Origin of the sequence: Microbacterium sp. NPDC012755, assembly GCF_042901325.1 — a bacterium.
Lineage (GTDB): Bacteria > Actinomycetota > Actinomycetes > Actinomycetales > Microbacteriaceae > Microbacterium > Microbacterium natoriense.
In genome coordinates this window covers 2607811-2622034 of sequence record NZ_JBIBCT010000001.1, presented here as the reverse complement: position 1 = coordinate 2622034, position 14224 = coordinate 2607811, and the positions used below count along the sequence as shown (strand labels likewise).

Below are 14224 nucleotides of genomic sequence, written 5' to 3'. Positions count from 1 at the left end.
CTCTCGCAGGATCGAACCATGGAACCGGCCTTACTTCTTGACCGGACGCAGGTGCGTCAGGATGACCGCGGATGCCGTGGACAGGTACGGCAGCGGCGCCGCGAACATGTCGCTCTCGGTCGGCCAGCCCGTGAAGTCCGCCGTGTTGAAGAACGACTGCGAGGCGTTCAGCACCACGGGGATGTAGGGCAGATCCTTCGCGATCTCGGTCTGGATCGTGGCGTAGGCCTGCTGCTTCGTCGCCTCGTCGAGCGTGCTTCCGGCCTGGAGCACCGCGGCGTCGACCGTCGCGTTGCTGTAGCGGGCGTAGTTCTGCCCCTTCGTCGGCGTCTCGCCGACCTTGGCCGTGGCGGGAGTGGCGAAGTACTGGTCGTAGTTCGAGAAGGGATCGGCGACGAGCGACTGGGTGAGGCCGTACAGCGCGAGCTGGAACTGGCCGTTCGCGACCTGGCTCCAGTACTCGGTCTCCGAGACGGTGCGGGCGGTCACCCGGATTCCGGCCTTCGCGGCCTGAGAGCTGATCAGCTTCGCGGCGTCGTTGTAGTCGGTCCAGCCGTCCGGCGAGAACAGGTCGAGCTCGATCGGCGTGCCGTCCTTGCCGTAGAAGCCGTCGCTGTCCTTCGTGTAGCCGGCCGCTTCGAGGATCTCCGCCGCCGATGCGGCGTCGGGCTTCTGCGGGCTGGTCGCGAGCTCGGGGTCGCCGAGCCACTTCTCGTCGCGCGGAAGCAGCGCGAAGCTCGGGGACGCCTCACCGGCGAGTCCCGCGAAGGCCTTCGAGGTGATGGCGCTGCGGTCGATGGCGAGGTTCAGCGCCTGACGCACTGCGGGGTCGGTCTGGGCGCCCTCGCAGCCGAGGGACACGTCGGAGCAGGTGGTGATCACCGTCGGGTCCTGCTGCTGGTTCATGGTGCTGATCCGCCCGTTCGACGTGACGCCGTCGGGGTTCGCGATGAACTGGCCGACCCAGTCGAGCTTGCCGGTCTTGAGCAGGTCCTCGGCCGACTGGTTCGAGTCGATGCCGATGTCCTGCACCTCCTTGACATCGGGTGCGCCCTCGCGGAAGAGCGGATTCGCCTCGAGGGTGTAGGCGGCGTCGGTGAACGACTTGAGCGTGTACGGCCCTGAGCCGACCGGGTCCGTGTTGGTCTCGGTCATGTAGTCGGTGATGTCCGACCAGATGTGCTTCGGGATGATCCACGTCGACCCGAGGATCATGGAGGTCGCGGTGAACTTGGGCGTCGAGTACGTCACGACGACGGTCGTGGCGTCCGGAGCCTCGGCCGACACCATGTCGGGGTCGAGGTTGGAGGCGTATCCCAGGCTGAAGGCGACGTCCTCGGACGTGAGGTCCTTGTCGTCCGACCACTTGAGGTCGGGCTTGATCTTGATGGTGAGGACGGTGCCGTCCTCGTTGAACTCGTACGAGTCGCCGATCAATCCGACCGGTGCGTCCGCCGAGAGCTGGTTGAAGAAGAACAGCGGCTCGTAGATCGCACCGTAGGTCATGTGCGTGGCGGTGTCGACGGCGAACGGGTTGAAGTTGTTGGTGATCGGCGTCATCGATCCGGACCACATCCGCAGCGGGCGGTCACCGGCTGAGGTGGATCCAGCCGGCGCGCACCCGCCCAGGGTGATGGCGAGTGCGGCGGCGCCGGCGACAAGAGGAAGTGCTTTCCTCCAGCGGTTGTCGTGCATGGGAACCTCGTCTCAAGAGCTTCTTTGGCTTGTCGAGCAGAGCGGAAGGGGGATCCGCCCTCGAAGCGAGGTTATAGTAAAGGTCCTTTCCGGTAAAGACCTTTCCAATTATTTTGTGAAGATTCTTTCCGATTGATGACGGCGAGCGACCGCCACGCCCTCGATCACAGGGATCGACGACGAGCGGACCACTCGTGCGAGGTCAGTACCAGATGTCGAGCGCAGGCACGGGGAACGAGGCGAAGGCCCGATCCAGACGCTCTGCGACGTCGGCATCGGCCGCGATCAGGCCCGCCCCGTGGAGCGTCGAGACGCGCACTCCCCCGGCGTACAGGGTGGACAGCACGGCGACGTCCATCGTCGCGTCGACCTCGGCGGCGGCGGACGCCGGCTCGACGGTCGCGACTCCCGACTCGGCGACACGAAGACGCCAGTCTCCCGACGCGAAGCCCAGTGCGTCCTCGATGCGCAGCACGACGTCGAGCGGCGCGGAGAAGCGCCGCGCCGACAGCGCGGCGGCGACGTCGAGGATCCTCAGCCAGCCGTGGTCGTGGACCGTCTGCACCACACCGCGCGGGTCCGCGACCAGCCAGGGAAGAGGATCGTCGAGGGGGCGCAGTTCCGCGGTGACCTCGTCGACCAGGTCGTGCTGCAGGGCGAACCGCCAGAGCGCGGCCGTCGCATCCGGGGTCTCGGCGACGAGCATCCTCACGTGCAGTCCGAAGCGGAAGGTGCCGCCCTTCTCGCCGAGCGTGTAGACGAGGACGCCGCGGACCGCGCCACTCTCATCGAGGTACCGGACGCCGCGGACCTTGTCGCGCTCGGAATCGGACGGCGACACGCCTGCGAAGCCCTCCCAGCGCGTGCGCCAGCCCGAGACCTGGCCGGGACGGGTGCGCCGCACGCGGTCATGCACGACGCCGAGATCGTCGGCGAGCTCCTCGCGTTCGCGGTACTGGATGCGCCCTGCGGGAGACGGCCCCGCCCAGCCGGCACGGCGCGTGTCGACCTCGAAGCGCGACATCGGGATGGCCGAGCCGAATCCATAGCGCCCGTAGATCGTCGCCTCGGAGACGGTGAGGCCGGCCATCGGCGCCCCCGCGGACGCCGCGGCGCGGAGCTCTCCCTCGAGCAGCGCTCTGGCGATGCCACGACGTCGGTGTGTCGCGGCCACCGTGACGACGCTGATCGACCACATGTCGATCTCGGAGCCGCCCGGCACGGTGAGCGGGGCGACCCAGGAGTTCACAGTCGCGACGGGGAACTCCGCCGTCGGCGAGGCGGGGTCGAACACCGCCGTGTTGCGCCGCGTCTCGAACGGGGTCTTCCCGTACGCGAGCGCCTCGGCCGTGGGCTCTCCGCCCAGGAAGCCGCGGGACACGGCGCGCTGATAGCTCTTCGCGACGCTCTCGTCTGCGAAGTCGACGAGACGGTACTCGAGCCCTGCGGCGGCGAGTCGTTCTGCGGAGATCGGTTCGGTAGGGACGTCTCGGGCATCGAGGGTGGTCATGCCTCTACCGTAGCCGGGGGTTCCGACGCGCGGATCGGTCGACACCGCTCGCATACGGTGCGGCGCCGATCAGGTCAGTGCGCGCTCGCCTGCACCTCGCGGAGACGCGCGAACACCTGATCGCGCAGCTCCTCCGGAGCGGACTCCTTGCAGGCACGGGCCACGACCTCGGTGAGCGTGGTCGCGACCAGAGCCTCATCGCGGCACGACGGGCAGTTCTCGAGATGCTCGCGGATCTCGGTGTGCTCGGTCTTGCACACCTCGTTGCGGAGGTACTCCTCCAGATCCTGACGGGCCTTGTCGCAGCCGCAGTCGCTCATTTCCTGCTCCTCGTGTCAGCCGCGGCGATGCCCCGCTCTGCGGCGTAGTCGGCCAACAGCTCCCGCAGCATCCGCCTGCCACGGTGCAGACGGCTCATCACGGTGCCGATGGGGGTCTTCATGATGTCGGCGATCTCCTGGTAGGCGAATCCCTCGACGTCGGCGAGGTAGACGGCCAGCCTGAAGTCCTCCGGCACCGCCTGCAGCGCGTCCTTGACGACGGATGCCGGCATGCGGTCGATCGCCTCCGCCTCCGCCGACCGGCTGTGCGACGCCGTGGTCGACTCCGCGCCGCCCAGCTGCCAGTCCTCGAGCTCATCGATCGTGCCCTGGAACGGCTCGCGCTGCTTCTTGCGGTAGATGTTGATGTATGTGTTCGTGAGGATGCGGTAGAGCCACGCCTTGAGGTTCGTGCCCTGCGAGAAGGTCGCCCACGAGCCGTACGCCTTCACGAAGGTCTCCTGCACCAGGTCGGCGGCGTCGGCGGGGTTGCGGGTCATGCGCATGGCGGCGGCGTAGAGCTGATCCATGAAGGGGATCGCCTGCTCCTCGAACTCGCGCCGAGGGTCGCTGACCGTGTCTGCGGTTGCGGTGTCATCCATCACGGGCCAGTCTAGGCCGCTGAGGTCGACGAACTCGCGCTCAAGCGTTGCGAGCATCCTCTCTCCTTCTCCCCGAATGCGGCTCCCGTTCGGTCGGGCGCACATCGGTGTTCACTAAAGTGGGAACCGATGAGCGCCAACAGGTATTCCCCTCCCCTCGTCCAGGGCTCTTACGCCGCGCCCGCCATCGACGGCTCCGTGCATGCGACGGTGACCATTCCCGGCTCGAAGTCGCTGACGAACCGCGAGCTGATCATCGCCGCGATCGCCGACGGACCAGGGCGTCTGATCGCCCCGCTGCACTCCGACGACTCCCGCCGCATGGTCGAGGCGCTGCGCGCACTGGGCGTCGGCATCGAAGAGGAGGACACGGGCGGCGAGTTCGGCCCCGACCTCGTCGTGACCCCCGCGAAGCTCACCGGCGGCTCCACCATCGACTGCGGCCAGGCGGGCACCGTGATGCGCTTCATCGCCCCGCTCGCCGGCCTCGCCCAGCACGACGTGCACCTCACGGCCCACGAGACGGCCTTGCACCGCCCCATGGGCGGACTCATCAGCGCGCTGCGCGATCTCGGCGTCGACATCGACGACGAGGGCACCTGGGCGCTGCCCTTCACGATCCGCGGCCACGGCCGCATCCGCGGCGGACGGGTCGAGATCGACGCCTCCGCGTCGAGCCAGTTCGTCTCGGGCCTCCTGCTCGCCGCCCCCCGTTTCGACGTCGGCCTGCACCTGGTCCACACCGGCACCCACCTGCCGAGCCTTCCGCACATCGACATGACGATCGAGGCGCTGAGCCGCCGCGGCATCCGCATCGAGCGACCGGCCACCGGCGAATGGCTCGTGGAGGCCGGGGTGCCCCGCGCCAAGGAGATCGCGATCGAGCCGGATCTCTCCAACGCCGCGCCCTTCCTCGCCGCTGCCCTCGTCACGGGCGGATCCGTCTCCGTCACCGGCTGGCCGGTGCACTCGACGCAGCCGGGCCACCTGCTGCCCGAGATCCTCCAGGCGATGGGCGCCCACGTCGGCCGGCACAGCGGCACGCTGACGGTGCGCGCGGGCTCCGGCATCCGCGGCCTCGATCTCGACCTGTCGGCGGCGAGCGAGCTCACCCCGACTCTCGTCGGACTCGCCGCATTCGCGGACTCCCCCACGACGATCCGCGGCATCGGTCACATTCGCCTTCACGAGACCGATCGGATCGCCGCCCTGATCGGGAACGTCCGTGCTATCGGCGGTCAGGCCGAAGAACTGCCCGACGGGCTGCGCATCATCCCGAGCGCCCTGCACGGCGGCGTCTGGGCCGCGCATCACGACCACCGCATGGCGACGACCGGAGCGCTCATCGGACTCCGGGTGCCCGGAGTCGAGATCGACGACATCGGCACGACGGCCAAGACGCTCCCCGAGTTCACCGTGCTGTGGGAGCGGATGCTGCGGGGCGACTCCGCGTGAGCTGGCTCTCCGACGACGACGACCTCGAGGACGACTTCGAGGACTACGACGAGAGCAGCATCCGTACGCGTCCCAACCCCAAGGGCAACCGTCCGCGGACCAAGCGCCGGCCGGCGCACGACGACGCGCAGATCGGACGGGTGCTGGGCGTGGACCGCGGCCGCTATTCGGTGCTGATGGGCGAGGACACGCCGGAGGAGCGCGCGATCACCGCGACCAGGGCGCGTGAGCTGCGGCGCACCCCCATCGTCACGGGCGACCGGGCACGCGTCGTCGGCGACACCTCCGGAGACGAGGGGACCCTCGCGAGGATGGTCGGCATCGTCGAGCGCACCTCGCTGCTGCGGCGCAGCGCCGACGACACCGATCAGGTCGAACGGGTGATCGTCGCCAACGCCGACCAGATGCTCGTCGTGGTCGCCGCCGCCGATCCGGAGCCGCGCGCGCGGCTGGTGGACAGATATCTCGTCGCCGCCCTGGATGCCGGCATCCGGCCTCTGCTCGTCGTGACCAAGACCGATCTCGCCGACCCCACGGAGTTCCTCTCGCACTTCGACGGCCTCGACGACCTGCGCGTGTTCACGAGCGCCCAGGAGACCATGCCCGTCGAAGAGATCGGCGCGGCGCTCATCGGACACTCGACCGTGTTCGTCGGCCACTCGGGCGTGGGCAAGTCGACGCTCGTCAACGCTCTCGTGCCGACCGCGGGCCGCGCCACCGGTCATGTGAACCAGGTGACCGGTCGTGGACGGCACACGTCGTCGTCGACCGTGTCCCTGCGCTATCGGACTCCCGAGGGCAGCGGGTGGGTCATCGACACCCCTGGCGTGCGGTCGTTCGGCCTCGGGCACGTCGAGCCCGCGAACATCCTCGCGGCCTTCACCGAGCTCGCGCTGATCGCCGAGAACTGCCCCCGTGGATGCACGCACCTGGCCGATGCGCCGGACTGCGCCCTCATCGAGGCGGCGGAGCGCGGGGAGCTGGGCGAGACCGGCCGAGCTCGCCTGGATTCGCTGCAGCGCCTGCTGCAGACGTTCGCCGACAAGGCGGAGCAGACACCGGGACGGTGACGCCGTTCGCGTCCACCGCGTGGACGCGTCATGCCGTCGCCCACCCGGTTCGCCGACGTGACGGCGGGTAGGCTGATCGGGTGACTGTGCGACTGGAACCCGGAACCGCTGCCCCTGACTTCTCCCTCCTCGACCAGGACGGCGAGACCGTGCGTCTCGCGGACCTCCGCGGCGAGAAGACCGTGCTCTACTTCTACCCGGCGGCGATGACCCCCGGGTGCACGACCCAGGCGTGCGACTTCCGCGACAGCATCTCCTCCCTCCAGGGCGCCGGGTACCGCGTCGTCGGCATCTCCCGCGACACCCCGGAGAAGCTCGCGGAGTTCCGTGAGCGCGATGGACTCACCTTCACGCTCCTGAGCGACCCCGACCACGCCGTCCACACCGCCTACGGCGTGTGGGGCGAGAAGATGAACTACGGAAAGGTCATCGAGGGCGTCATCCGCTCGACCTTCGTGCTCGACGAGAACGGCACGATCACACTCGCGCTCTACAACGTCAAGGCCACAGGGCACGTCGCCCGGCTGCGCAAGCTCCTCGGCATCGACGCCTGATCGGACACTGACAGGCGCCCCGGCCCTGCGGGCGCGGCGTCAGTCTTCCTGAGGACGCCCGCCCTCAGCGCGCGCGCTGGCGATGAGCAGTGCGAAGCCGATGAGTCCCGGCAGCCCCACCCCGGCGACGAAGGTCCAGGAGATCGGCTGCACGGTGAGCGACGCCAGCGCGAGGGCGATGGCGAGCACCTGGAACACGACTCCTCCCGAGCGCGCCCAGGAGCGCCCCGCCCGCGTGCCGAAGGCGAACGCGATGAGGGCCACTGCGCCGATCAGCGTGAGGACGATGAGGGCGAGCGCGGTGGGGAGGGATGCCGCGTCCCCCGCGCCGAGGCCGACCAGCTCGATGAGGGCGAACACGACGAGCGCGAGTCCCTCGACGGCGAGTACCGCAGCGGCGGCGAGAGCGAGTCCTGGTGCACGCACGACGTCTCCTGAGAATCGAATGAGAAGGAGAAAAGTTCTTGATTTCGATTGTTTCATGTAACAGAATAGAAACAGTCATGTGCTCCCACAGCGGCGTGGGGCGGGCTTCCTGCCCGCATCACAAACAGCGAGCATCCGCCCGCATCTGAACAGGGTAGCCGATCCCCGAATGGCCGCCCGAATCCGAGACGTCGCACTGCGACATCTCTTGAAATCCACACCGAGGAGCCCCCATGGACTGGCGCGACAAAGCCGCCTGCCTGACTGTCGACCCCGAGCTTTTCTTCCCCGTGGGGAACACCGGACCGGCCGTGGACCAGATCGAGAAGGCGAAGACCGTCTGCGCCACCTGCACCGTCACCGAGATCTGCCTGCAGTACGCCCTCGAGACCAGCCAGGACTCGGGCGTCTGGGGCGGCCTCTCCGAAGACGAGCGCCGCGCCCTCAAGCGCCGCGCCGCCCGCGCCCGCCGCGCGTCTTGAGACCGACGACGAAGCGGCCCGAGATCCCCCGGATCTCGGGCCGCTTCGTCGTGTCGCGGACTACTTCGTCAGCCAGCGCAGCGGGATGTCGATGACCACTTCGGTCCCCTCCCCCTCGCTGCCGCGCCACTCGATGGTGCCGCCGAGTTCGCCCTGGATGAGCGTGCGGATGATCTGCGTGCCGAGGCCCTGACCGATCCGCCCCTCCGGAAGCCCGTGTCCCGTGTCTCGGACGGTCACCCTCAGATTCTCCTCCGTGCGGCTGGCGTCGATCGTCACGATGCCCTCCTGCCCGGCGAGACCGTGCTCGACCGCGTTCGTGACGACCTCGGTGAGCGCGAGCGCGAGCGGGGTGGCGTACTCACTCGGCAGCACCCCGAACCGGCCTGTCGACTGAGTGCGGGCGCGCGTGTTCGGCGCCGAGGCGACCTCCGCGACGAGCTTCAGCACCCGATGGAAGACCTCGTCGAAATCGACCTTCTGGGTGAGCCCCTGGGCGAGCGTGTCGTGCACGACGGCGATCGAGTCGACGCGGCGCATGGCCTGGGTCAGCGCGTCCCTCGCCTCGTCCGAATGGGTGCGACGCGCCTGGATGCGCAGGAGAGAGGCGACGGTCTGCAGGTTGTTCTTCACCCGGTGATGGATCTCGCGGATCGTCGCATCCTTGGTGATGAGCTCCTGCTCCTGGTGGCGCAGCTCGGAGACGTCGCGGCACAGCACGATGGCGCCGATGCGGGTGCCGTGGTCCTTGAGCGGGATCGCCCGCAACGACACGGTGACGCCGCGCGCCTCGATGTCGGTGCGCCACGGCGCTCGGCCGGTGACGACCACGGGCAGCGACTCGTCGACCTGACGAGAAGGCGGGACCAGGCGCGTCGTGACCTCCGCGAGCGACTCGCCCTCGAGCTCGTCGTCGAAGCCCATGCGATTGAAGGCCGACAGCGCGTTGGGGCTCGCGAACGTCGTGATGCCGTCGACGTCGATCCTGATGAGCCCGTCGGACGCACGCGGCGCTCCGCGGCGCGGCGACGTGGGTGCGGCCAGGTCGGGGAAGCTCCCGTCGGCGATCATGCGGAACAGATCGTTCGCGCATTCGTCGAATGTGATCTGCTGACGCGAGGGGGTGCGCGCCTCTCCGAGGTTGGTGTGCCTGGTCACGACGCCGATGACGGATGTCGAACGCTCCGCACCCCGGCGGTCGTTCAGGATAGGCACCGCGCGGACGCGGGTCGGCGTCTCCTCGAACCAATCGGGAGAAGAGGAGTCGACGATCTCCCCCGACTCGAACGCGCCCTGCACCTGGGTGCGCCACTGCGGTCGTACCCGCTCGCCGACGATGTCACGGTAGAACAGGGTGGCCGCGCCGCTCGGACGTGCGTGCGCGACGGCCATGAAGGAGCCGTCCTCCGTCTGGATCCAGACGACGATGTCGGCGGAGGCGAGGTCCGCGAGGAGCTGACCGTCGCCGGCGAGGCGGTGAAGCCATTCGACGTCGTTGTCGGTCAGGCGGCCCTGCGCTTGGGCGAGATCACTGAGGGTTGACACCCCCCAAGCCTACTGGGACCGCGCCTCGTCCCCGGCAGATCAGAGCACAGCGAGGGAGGTGGCTCGCCAGCGGCGATCCACCCCGTCGAGGCGGATGGCCACGGCGCGTGTCCGCCCGGGGCCCGCCACGACCACGACGGCCTCCACGACGCCGTCGACCGGCTCGGCGGTGCGGATCGATCGGATGTCGAAGGTCGGGCGCGCAGGCGAAACCCCCCTCGCGCTGCGCGCCCTTGCCGACAGGTTCGCCCTGGCCACCAGGCTCCGGAATGCGTCTTCGCTGAACCAGCGGGCGAGCTGATCGACCTCTCTGACCCCGGCGAGAACCTCGAGGACGCCCTGGGTGAGACTGCGCAGCAGCGGAACGGGGTCCGGCAGCTCGGCGCGGGGCGTCGGCTGCGGTGCGAAGTACTCGTGAAGCGTCATCGTCGTGCTCTCGATCGGGGAAAGACTGCGGCAAGTAGAGCACGGCGGCTGCGGCCTTCACCCCGTGCCTCATGATGAATGTGGATAACTCGTACGCACTTCTGACGGGTCCTTTAGTCTCGGTCAGATGCACTGGGACAGACTGTTCGACGACCTCGAAGGCCAGCTCGCCGCGGAGTGGGAGGCGGAGCGGGCGACGCTTGATGCGGAATCGGAACGGCTGCGGATCTCCCGCCTCGATCTGCGCAGCCGGCTGCGGCTGCTGTGCGCGGAAGGGACCGCGGTGACCCTGGACCTCCCCGGCATCGGCCGATGCGGTCTGCTCCTGCGCTCGCTGGGAGCGGATTGGACGGCGGCGACCGTCACGGCCGCCGACGGCGCGTCTGCAGCGGCGACGGTGCGGATCGTTCCCCTGCATGCGATCCGCGGGCTCGCCACGGACCACGGTTCGCTGCTCGGAAGCCTCGACGACTCGGCCGGGCAGGAGCGGTCAATGCGAGAGCGGATGACTCTGGGCTTCATCCTCCGCGATCTCGCCCGTCGTCGGGTGCCCGTGCACCTCACGACGATCGACGGCGAGCGGCTGCACGGCACCGTGGATCGAGCTGGTTCAGACCATCTCGATCTCGCCGTGCATGATCGCGGGACCGCCAGACGAGCGAGCGCCGTGCACGGATTCCGCATCGTGCCCTTCACGGCGCTCTCCGCCGTGGACCTCTCAGGGGATCAGCTGCCCTGAGCGGACGACGTCCCCCAGACCTCAGGGAAGCTCGCTTCGTTCGACTGACGCCACAGGGCCATGCGCCTGGCCTCCTCCGACTGCTCGGCGAGATACTCGGCGAGGCTCGGCTCCTCGACGCGCCAGCGCGCGGGCGAGCCCAGCTGCGACCCCCGCAGTCTCCCCGCGTAGATCAGCGCGACCACCTCGTCGACCTCTATGCTCAGCAGCTCGGCCACCTGGGCGGGCGCCAGGAAGCGCGGCGCGGGAGCATCGGAGTCGACCATGCGTCCATTCTCCACCGGACCGAGGAGGAACCTCCCCTCGACATCGACCTGTGGAGAACTTTCGAGGCTCTCGTCCGGATTCTGTGACCATATGGCCATGACATCCCTGACACGATCCCGCCGCGCCTTCTGGGGCGATGTGCGTTTCCTGATCGGCATAGCGCTCGTCGTGATCTCCATTGCGGGGGTCTGGGCGATCGTGTCCTCATCCGGGCGCACGACACCGGTGCTCCAGGCCCATCGCACCATCGTCGAGGGCGAGGCGCTGTCCTCCGCGGACTTCCAGGCGGTGGACGTGAGTCTGGGAGCCCTCACCGATGACTACCTCGCACCGCAGGACCTGAAGCCCGGCGAGGTGGCGGCACGGACCCTCGCCGAGGGAGAGCTCGTCCCCGCCACCGCGATCGCCACGGCCGAGAGCAGCCGACGCACGACGATCGTGGTCGAGAGCGGCACCGGCATCCCCGAAGACGTCTCGGCCGGAACCCTCGTCGACCTCTGGCAGGCGCCTCCGCTGCCTGACGGCCGAGGTTTCGACGTCCCGCGCATCCTCGTCTCCGACGTCGTCATCGGCACGGTCGTCGAGGCGGAGGGGATGCTGGCCTCGGACACGGCGATGGTGGAGGTCGTCATCGACCGCTCCGACGTGGCCGACGTCCTCGCCGCGATCACGGGCGGCGCGGCTTTGTCCGTCGTACCCATCGGAGCGACGCCGTGAGCACGGTCGTCGTCGCGATCGCCGAGCCCAGGGCGAGCATCCTCGCGACCGAGCTCGAGCTCGAGGGCGTGCGTGTCGCCGCGGTGAGCGAGCCGGGAGCGATCCTGCCCCTACCCGATGGCGTCATCGCCGTGATCGCTCCCGGCACGCGGGCGGTGCTCAGTCCTGCTCTCATCGCCGCATGCGACCGGGCCGGAGTGCGCATCATCCCCGTGGGAGACGGCGACGATCGTGTTCTCTCCCGTTACGGTCTGCCTCCCGCGCTCCCGGCGGCCTCCGCCGGCTGGGAGATCGCCGAAGCACTCGCCGCCGATGCTCCGGAGGTCGTTCCGCGACCCGCAGAACGTCCGCGTCGAGTCATCACGATCTGGGGTCCTCCCGGGGCGCCCGGCCGCTCTACCCTGGCGGTGCAGCTCGCCGTCGAGATCTCGCGCACGGGGCGCCGCACCGCCCTCATCGACGCCGACACCGTCGCGCCGTCGATCGCGCTCCTGCTCGGGCTCGGCGACGATGCTCCCGGTATCGCCGCCGCATGTCGCCGTGCGGAGCTCGGAGCCCTCGACGGCGCCGAGCTGACCAGACTGTGCAGCACCATCGAGACGAGCGGCGGGGAGATCGACGTCCTGTCCGGTATCAACCGCCCCAGCCGATGGCCGGAACTCTCCGCTGCGCGTCTTCGCGGGGCGCTGCAGGCATGCCGCGGTTGGGCCGACGAGACGATCGTCGACGTGGCCGCCGCCTTCGACGCCGATGAGGAGGCGACCTACGACCTCGTCGGGCCGCGTCGCCACGCCGCCACCATGGCCGCGCTCCAGGAGGCCGATGCGATCGTCGCCGTCGCCGCGGCCGACCCGCTCGGAATCAGCCGCTTCCTGCGAGAGCATGCCGAGCTGCGTCGACTCACGTCGCCCACGCCTGTCACGGTCGTCGTCAACCAGGTGCGCCCCGGCCCTCTGGGCATCGATGCTCGCGGACAGATCCGGCGCACGCTCGACCGCCTCGCCGGGATCACCGACGTCTCGTTCCTGCCGTTCGATCGGCGCTCCACCGACGCCGCGCTGCTCCACGCGGGACCCGTCGCCGATGTCGTCCCTCGTTCGACGCTCGTCGCCGCCGTCCGCCGCCTCGCGACGTCGCTCTCCCCGTCAGCGGCGACTACTGCCGATAGCTCGAGAGGAAGTTCCCCAGCCGCTCGACCGCTTCGGCGAGCACGCGCGGCTCGGGAAGCGTGACCACCCTGAGGTGATCGGGCGTCGGCCAGTTGAAGCCCGTGCCCTGCACGAGCAGGATGTGCTCCGAGACGAGCAGATCGTAGATGAGCTTGGCGTCGTCGCGGATCTCGTGCACGTTCGGATCGAGTCGAGGGAAGGCGTAGAGAGCGCCCTGAGGCTTCACGCAGGAGACCCCGGGGATCGACTCCAACCCCTCCCACGCGACGTCGCGCTGCTCGTGCAGGCGCCCGGTCGGCGCGATCAGCGCGTCGATCGACTGCACTCCGGAGAGCGCCGCCTGCACCGCGTACTGCGAGGGGACGTTGGGGCACAGCCGCGTGGAGGCGAGGAGCGTGATGCCCTCGATGAACCCCTTGGCATGCGACTTCGGTCCGGTGATCACCATCCACCCCGAGCGATAGCCGGCCACGCGGTACGTCTTGGACAGCCCGTTGAACGTGAGGCAGAGAAGATCCGGCGCGAGCGTGGCCGTGGGGATGTGCACGGCGTCGTCGAACAGGATGCGGTCGTAGATCTCGTCCGACAGCAGCAGCAGTTCGTGCTCGCGCGCGATCTGCACCATTCCCTCGAGGATCTCCTTCGAGTACACGACGCCGGTCGGGTTGTTCGGATTGATGATGACCAGCGCCTTGGTCTGCGGCGTGATCTTCGAGCGGATGTCCTCGAGCGACGGCTGCCACTCGTCGTCCTCGTCGCACAGATAGTGCACCGGGGTGCCGCCGGCAAGGCTGGTCATCGCGGTCCACAGCGGGTAGTCCGGGGCCGGGATCAGCACCTCGTCACCCTCGTCGAGGAGAGCCTGCATGGTCATGGTGATGAGTTCGGAGACCCCGTTGCCGAGGTAGACGTCATCCGGATCGAAACGCGGGAAGCCCTCGATCTCCTCGTACCGGCTGACGACCGCACGACGGGCCGAGACGATGCCCTTGCTGTCGCTGTAGCCGTGGGCGGTGGGAAGCGCCGCGAGCATGTCGCGGACGATCTGATGCGGAGCCTCGAACCCGAAGATCGCGGGGTTGCCCGTGTTGAGCTTGAGGACCCGATGGCCCTCCGCCTCGAGCCGCGCCGCCTCGACGAGGGCGTTTCCGCGGATCTCGTACAGGACGTTCTTGAGCTTCGACGACTGGTCGAAGTGGCGCGATGGTGTCATCGCCCAAGCCTAGCGCCGCTTCGAGACCTCCTCG

The 14224-nt window shown here is 69.0% G+C and carries 16 protein-coding genes; 7 read left to right on the top strand and 9 right to left on the bottom strand.

The window, feature by feature from the left end:
• Nucleotides 1–30: 30 nt before the first annotated feature.
• The 4 genes from ACFY5A_RS12115 to ACFY5A_RS12100 form a co-directional block, all read right to left on the bottom strand.
• Nucleotides 31–1695, bottom strand: coding sequence for an ABC transporter substrate-binding protein (locus ACFY5A_RS12115; RefSeq protein ID WP_105672436.1), 1665 nt, complete (start codon nt 1693–1695; stop codon nt 31–33).
• A gap of 202 nt (nt 1696–1897) precedes the next feature.
• Nucleotides 1898–3205 (bottom strand): GNAT family N-acetyltransferase, encoded by a 1308-nt coding sequence (locus tag ACFY5A_RS12110; RefSeq protein ID WP_387234293.1) that lies wholly within the window; start codon nt 3203–3205, stop codon nt 1898–1900.
• A 74-nt stretch (nt 3206–3279) separates the two neighbouring features.
• The gene (locus ACFY5A_RS12105) at nt 3280–3525 is read right to left on the bottom strand and encodes a zf-HC2 domain-containing protein (protein ID WP_341942497.1); all 246 of its coding nucleotides are present in this window, start codon (nt 3523–3525) and stop codon (nt 3280–3282) included.
• Nucleotides 3522–4184 (bottom strand): sigma-70 family RNA polymerase sigma factor, encoded by a 663-nt coding sequence (locus tag ACFY5A_RS12100; protein WP_341942498.1) that lies wholly within the window; start codon nt 4182–4184, stop codon nt 3522–3524. The genes ACFY5A_RS12105 and ACFY5A_RS12100 overlap by 4 nt, the downstream gene beginning before the upstream one ends.
• A 72-nt stretch (nt 4185–4256) precedes the next feature.
• On the opposite strand from ACFY5A_RS12100, the gene aroA reads away from it, so the two are divergent.
• The 3 genes from aroA to bcp all read left to right on the top strand — a co-directional run bounded on the left by aroA (nt 4257) and on the right by bcp (nt 7206).
• A complete protein-coding gene (gene aroA / locus ACFY5A_RS12095; protein WP_387234290.1) occupies nt 4257–5582 on the top strand; it encodes a 3-phosphoshikimate 1-carboxyvinyltransferase in 1326 nt (441 codons plus the stop codon).
• Nucleotides 5579–6652: a ribosome small subunit-dependent GTPase A gene (gene rsgA / locus ACFY5A_RS12090; RefSeq protein ID WP_344010629.1), complete on the top strand. Its 1074-nt coding sequence runs from the start codon at nt 5579–5581 to the stop codon at nt 6650–6652. The genes aroA and rsgA overlap by 4 nt, the downstream gene beginning before the upstream one ends.
• Before the next feature lie 80 nt (nt 6653–6732).
• Entirely contained in the window at nt 6733–7206 is a 474-nt protein-coding gene (gene bcp, locus ACFY5A_RS12085) for a thioredoxin-dependent thiol peroxidase (protein WP_341942501.1), read from the top strand.
• A gap of 39 nt (nt 7207–7245) precedes the next feature.
• Here the strand turns inward: bcp and ACFY5A_RS12080 are convergent, their stop codons facing one another.
• On the bottom strand, nt 7246–7632 hold the full coding sequence (locus tag ACFY5A_RS12080) for a hypothetical protein (protein ID WP_341942502.1): 387 nt from the start codon (nt 7630–7632) through the stop codon (nt 7246–7248).
• Between the two features lie 233 nt (nt 7633–7865).
• Between ACFY5A_RS12080 and ACFY5A_RS12075 the strand changes: the two genes are divergently transcribed.
• Nucleotides 7866–8114 carry a WhiB family transcriptional regulator gene (locus tag ACFY5A_RS12075; RefSeq protein ID WP_017203224.1) on the top strand — a complete coding sequence of 83 codons (249 nt, stop codon included), beginning with the start codon at nt 7866–7868 and terminating at the stop codon, nt 8112–8114.
• A 60-nt stretch (nt 8115–8174) separates the two neighbouring features.
• Here the strand turns inward: ACFY5A_RS12075 and ACFY5A_RS12070 are convergent, their stop codons facing one another.
• Together ACFY5A_RS12070 and ACFY5A_RS12065 are read right to left on the bottom strand one after the other, a co-directional pair.
• A complete protein-coding gene (locus tag ACFY5A_RS12070) occupies nt 8175–9659 on the bottom strand; it encodes a sensor histidine kinase (RefSeq protein WP_105672443.1) in 1485 nt (494 codons plus the stop codon).
• Between the two features lie 39 nt (nt 9660–9698).
• Nucleotides 9699–10085 carry an Rv3235 family protein gene (locus tag ACFY5A_RS12065; protein WP_105672444.1) on the bottom strand — a complete coding sequence of 129 codons (387 nt, stop codon included), beginning with the start codon at nt 10083–10085 and terminating at the stop codon, nt 9699–9701.
• A 127-nt stretch (nt 10086–10212) separates the two neighbouring features.
• On the opposite strand from ACFY5A_RS12065, the gene ACFY5A_RS12060 reads away from it, so the two are divergent.
• A complete protein-coding gene (locus ACFY5A_RS12060) occupies nt 10213–10824 on the top strand; it encodes a hypothetical protein (protein ID WP_341942503.1) in 612 nt (203 codons plus the stop codon).
• Here the strand turns inward: ACFY5A_RS12060 and ACFY5A_RS12055 are convergent.
• Entirely contained in the window at nt 10812–11090 is a 279-nt protein-coding gene (locus tag ACFY5A_RS12055) for a helix-turn-helix domain-containing protein (RefSeq protein ID WP_105672446.1), read from the bottom strand. The two genes, ACFY5A_RS12060 and ACFY5A_RS12055, sit on opposite strands and share 13 nt — an antisense overlap.
• 97 nt (nt 11091–11187) lie before the next feature.
• Between ACFY5A_RS12055 and ACFY5A_RS12050 the strand changes: the two genes are divergently transcribed.
• Together ACFY5A_RS12050 and ACFY5A_RS12045 are read left to right on the top strand one after the other, a co-directional pair.
• Nucleotides 11188–11808, top strand: coding sequence for an SAF domain-containing protein (locus tag ACFY5A_RS12050; RefSeq protein WP_341942504.1), 621 nt, complete (start codon nt 11188–11190; stop codon nt 11806–11808).
• Nucleotides 11805–13040, top strand: coding sequence for a CpaE family protein (locus tag ACFY5A_RS12045; protein WP_387234285.1), 1236 nt, complete (start codon nt 11805–11807; stop codon nt 13038–13040). The genes ACFY5A_RS12050 and ACFY5A_RS12045 overlap by 4 nt, the downstream gene beginning before the upstream one ends.
• On the opposite strand, the gene ACFY5A_RS12040 is transcribed toward ACFY5A_RS12045, so the two are convergent.
• Nucleotides 12964–14190: a pyridoxal phosphate-dependent aminotransferase gene (locus tag ACFY5A_RS12040; RefSeq protein WP_105672448.1), complete on the bottom strand. Its 1227-nt coding sequence runs from the start codon at nt 14188–14190 to the stop codon at nt 12964–12966. The two genes, ACFY5A_RS12045 and ACFY5A_RS12040, sit on opposite strands and share 77 nt — an antisense overlap.
• Nucleotides 14191–14224 lie beyond the last annotated feature (34 nt).

What these genes read in the sequence shown, in the direction of transcription:
- ACFY5A_RS12055 (WP_105672446.1), bottom strand. Translation starts at nt 11,090, where the DNA reads ATGGTCGACTCCGATGCTCCCGCGCCGCGCTTCCTGGCGCCCGCCCAG.
- ACFY5A_RS12050 (WP_341942504.1), top strand. Translation starts at nt 11,188, where the DNA reads ATGACATCCCTGACACGATCCCGCCGCGCCTTCTGGGGCGATGTGCGT.
- ACFY5A_RS12100 (WP_341942498.1), bottom strand. Translation starts at nt 4,184, where the DNA reads ATGCTCGCAACGCTTGAGCGCGAGTTCGTCGACCTCAGCGGCCTAGAC.
- ACFY5A_RS12110 (WP_387234293.1), bottom strand. Translation starts at nt 3,205, where the DNA reads ATGACCACCCTCGATGCCCGAGACGTCCCTACCGAACCGATCTCCGCA.
- ACFY5A_RS12105 (WP_341942497.1), bottom strand. Translation starts at nt 3,525, where the DNA reads ATGAGCGACTGCGGCTGCGACAAGGCCCGTCAGGATCTGGAGGAGTAC.
- aroA (WP_387234290.1), top strand. Translation starts at nt 4,257, where the DNA reads ATGAGCGCCAACAGGTATTCCCCTCCCCTCGTCCAGGGCTCTTACGCC.
- ACFY5A_RS12075 (WP_017203224.1), top strand. Translation starts at nt 7,866, where the DNA reads ATGGACTGGCGCGACAAAGCCGCCTGCCTGACTGTCGACCCCGAGCTT.
- ACFY5A_RS12060 (WP_341942503.1), top strand. Translation starts at nt 10,213, where the DNA reads ATGCACTGGGACAGACTGTTCGACGACCTCGAAGGCCAGCTCGCCGCG.
- ACFY5A_RS12040 (WP_105672448.1), bottom strand. Translation starts at nt 14,190, where the DNA reads ATGACACCATCGCGCCACTTCGACCAGTCGTCGAAGCTCAAGAACGTC.
- ACFY5A_RS12115 (WP_105672436.1), bottom strand. Translation starts at nt 1,695, where the DNA reads ATGCACGACAACCGCTGGAGGAAAGCACTTCCTCTTGTCGCCGGCGCC.
- ACFY5A_RS12065 (WP_105672444.1), bottom strand. Translation starts at nt 10,085, where the DNA reads ATGACGCTTCACGAGTACTTCGCACCGCAGCCGACGCCCCGCGCCGAG.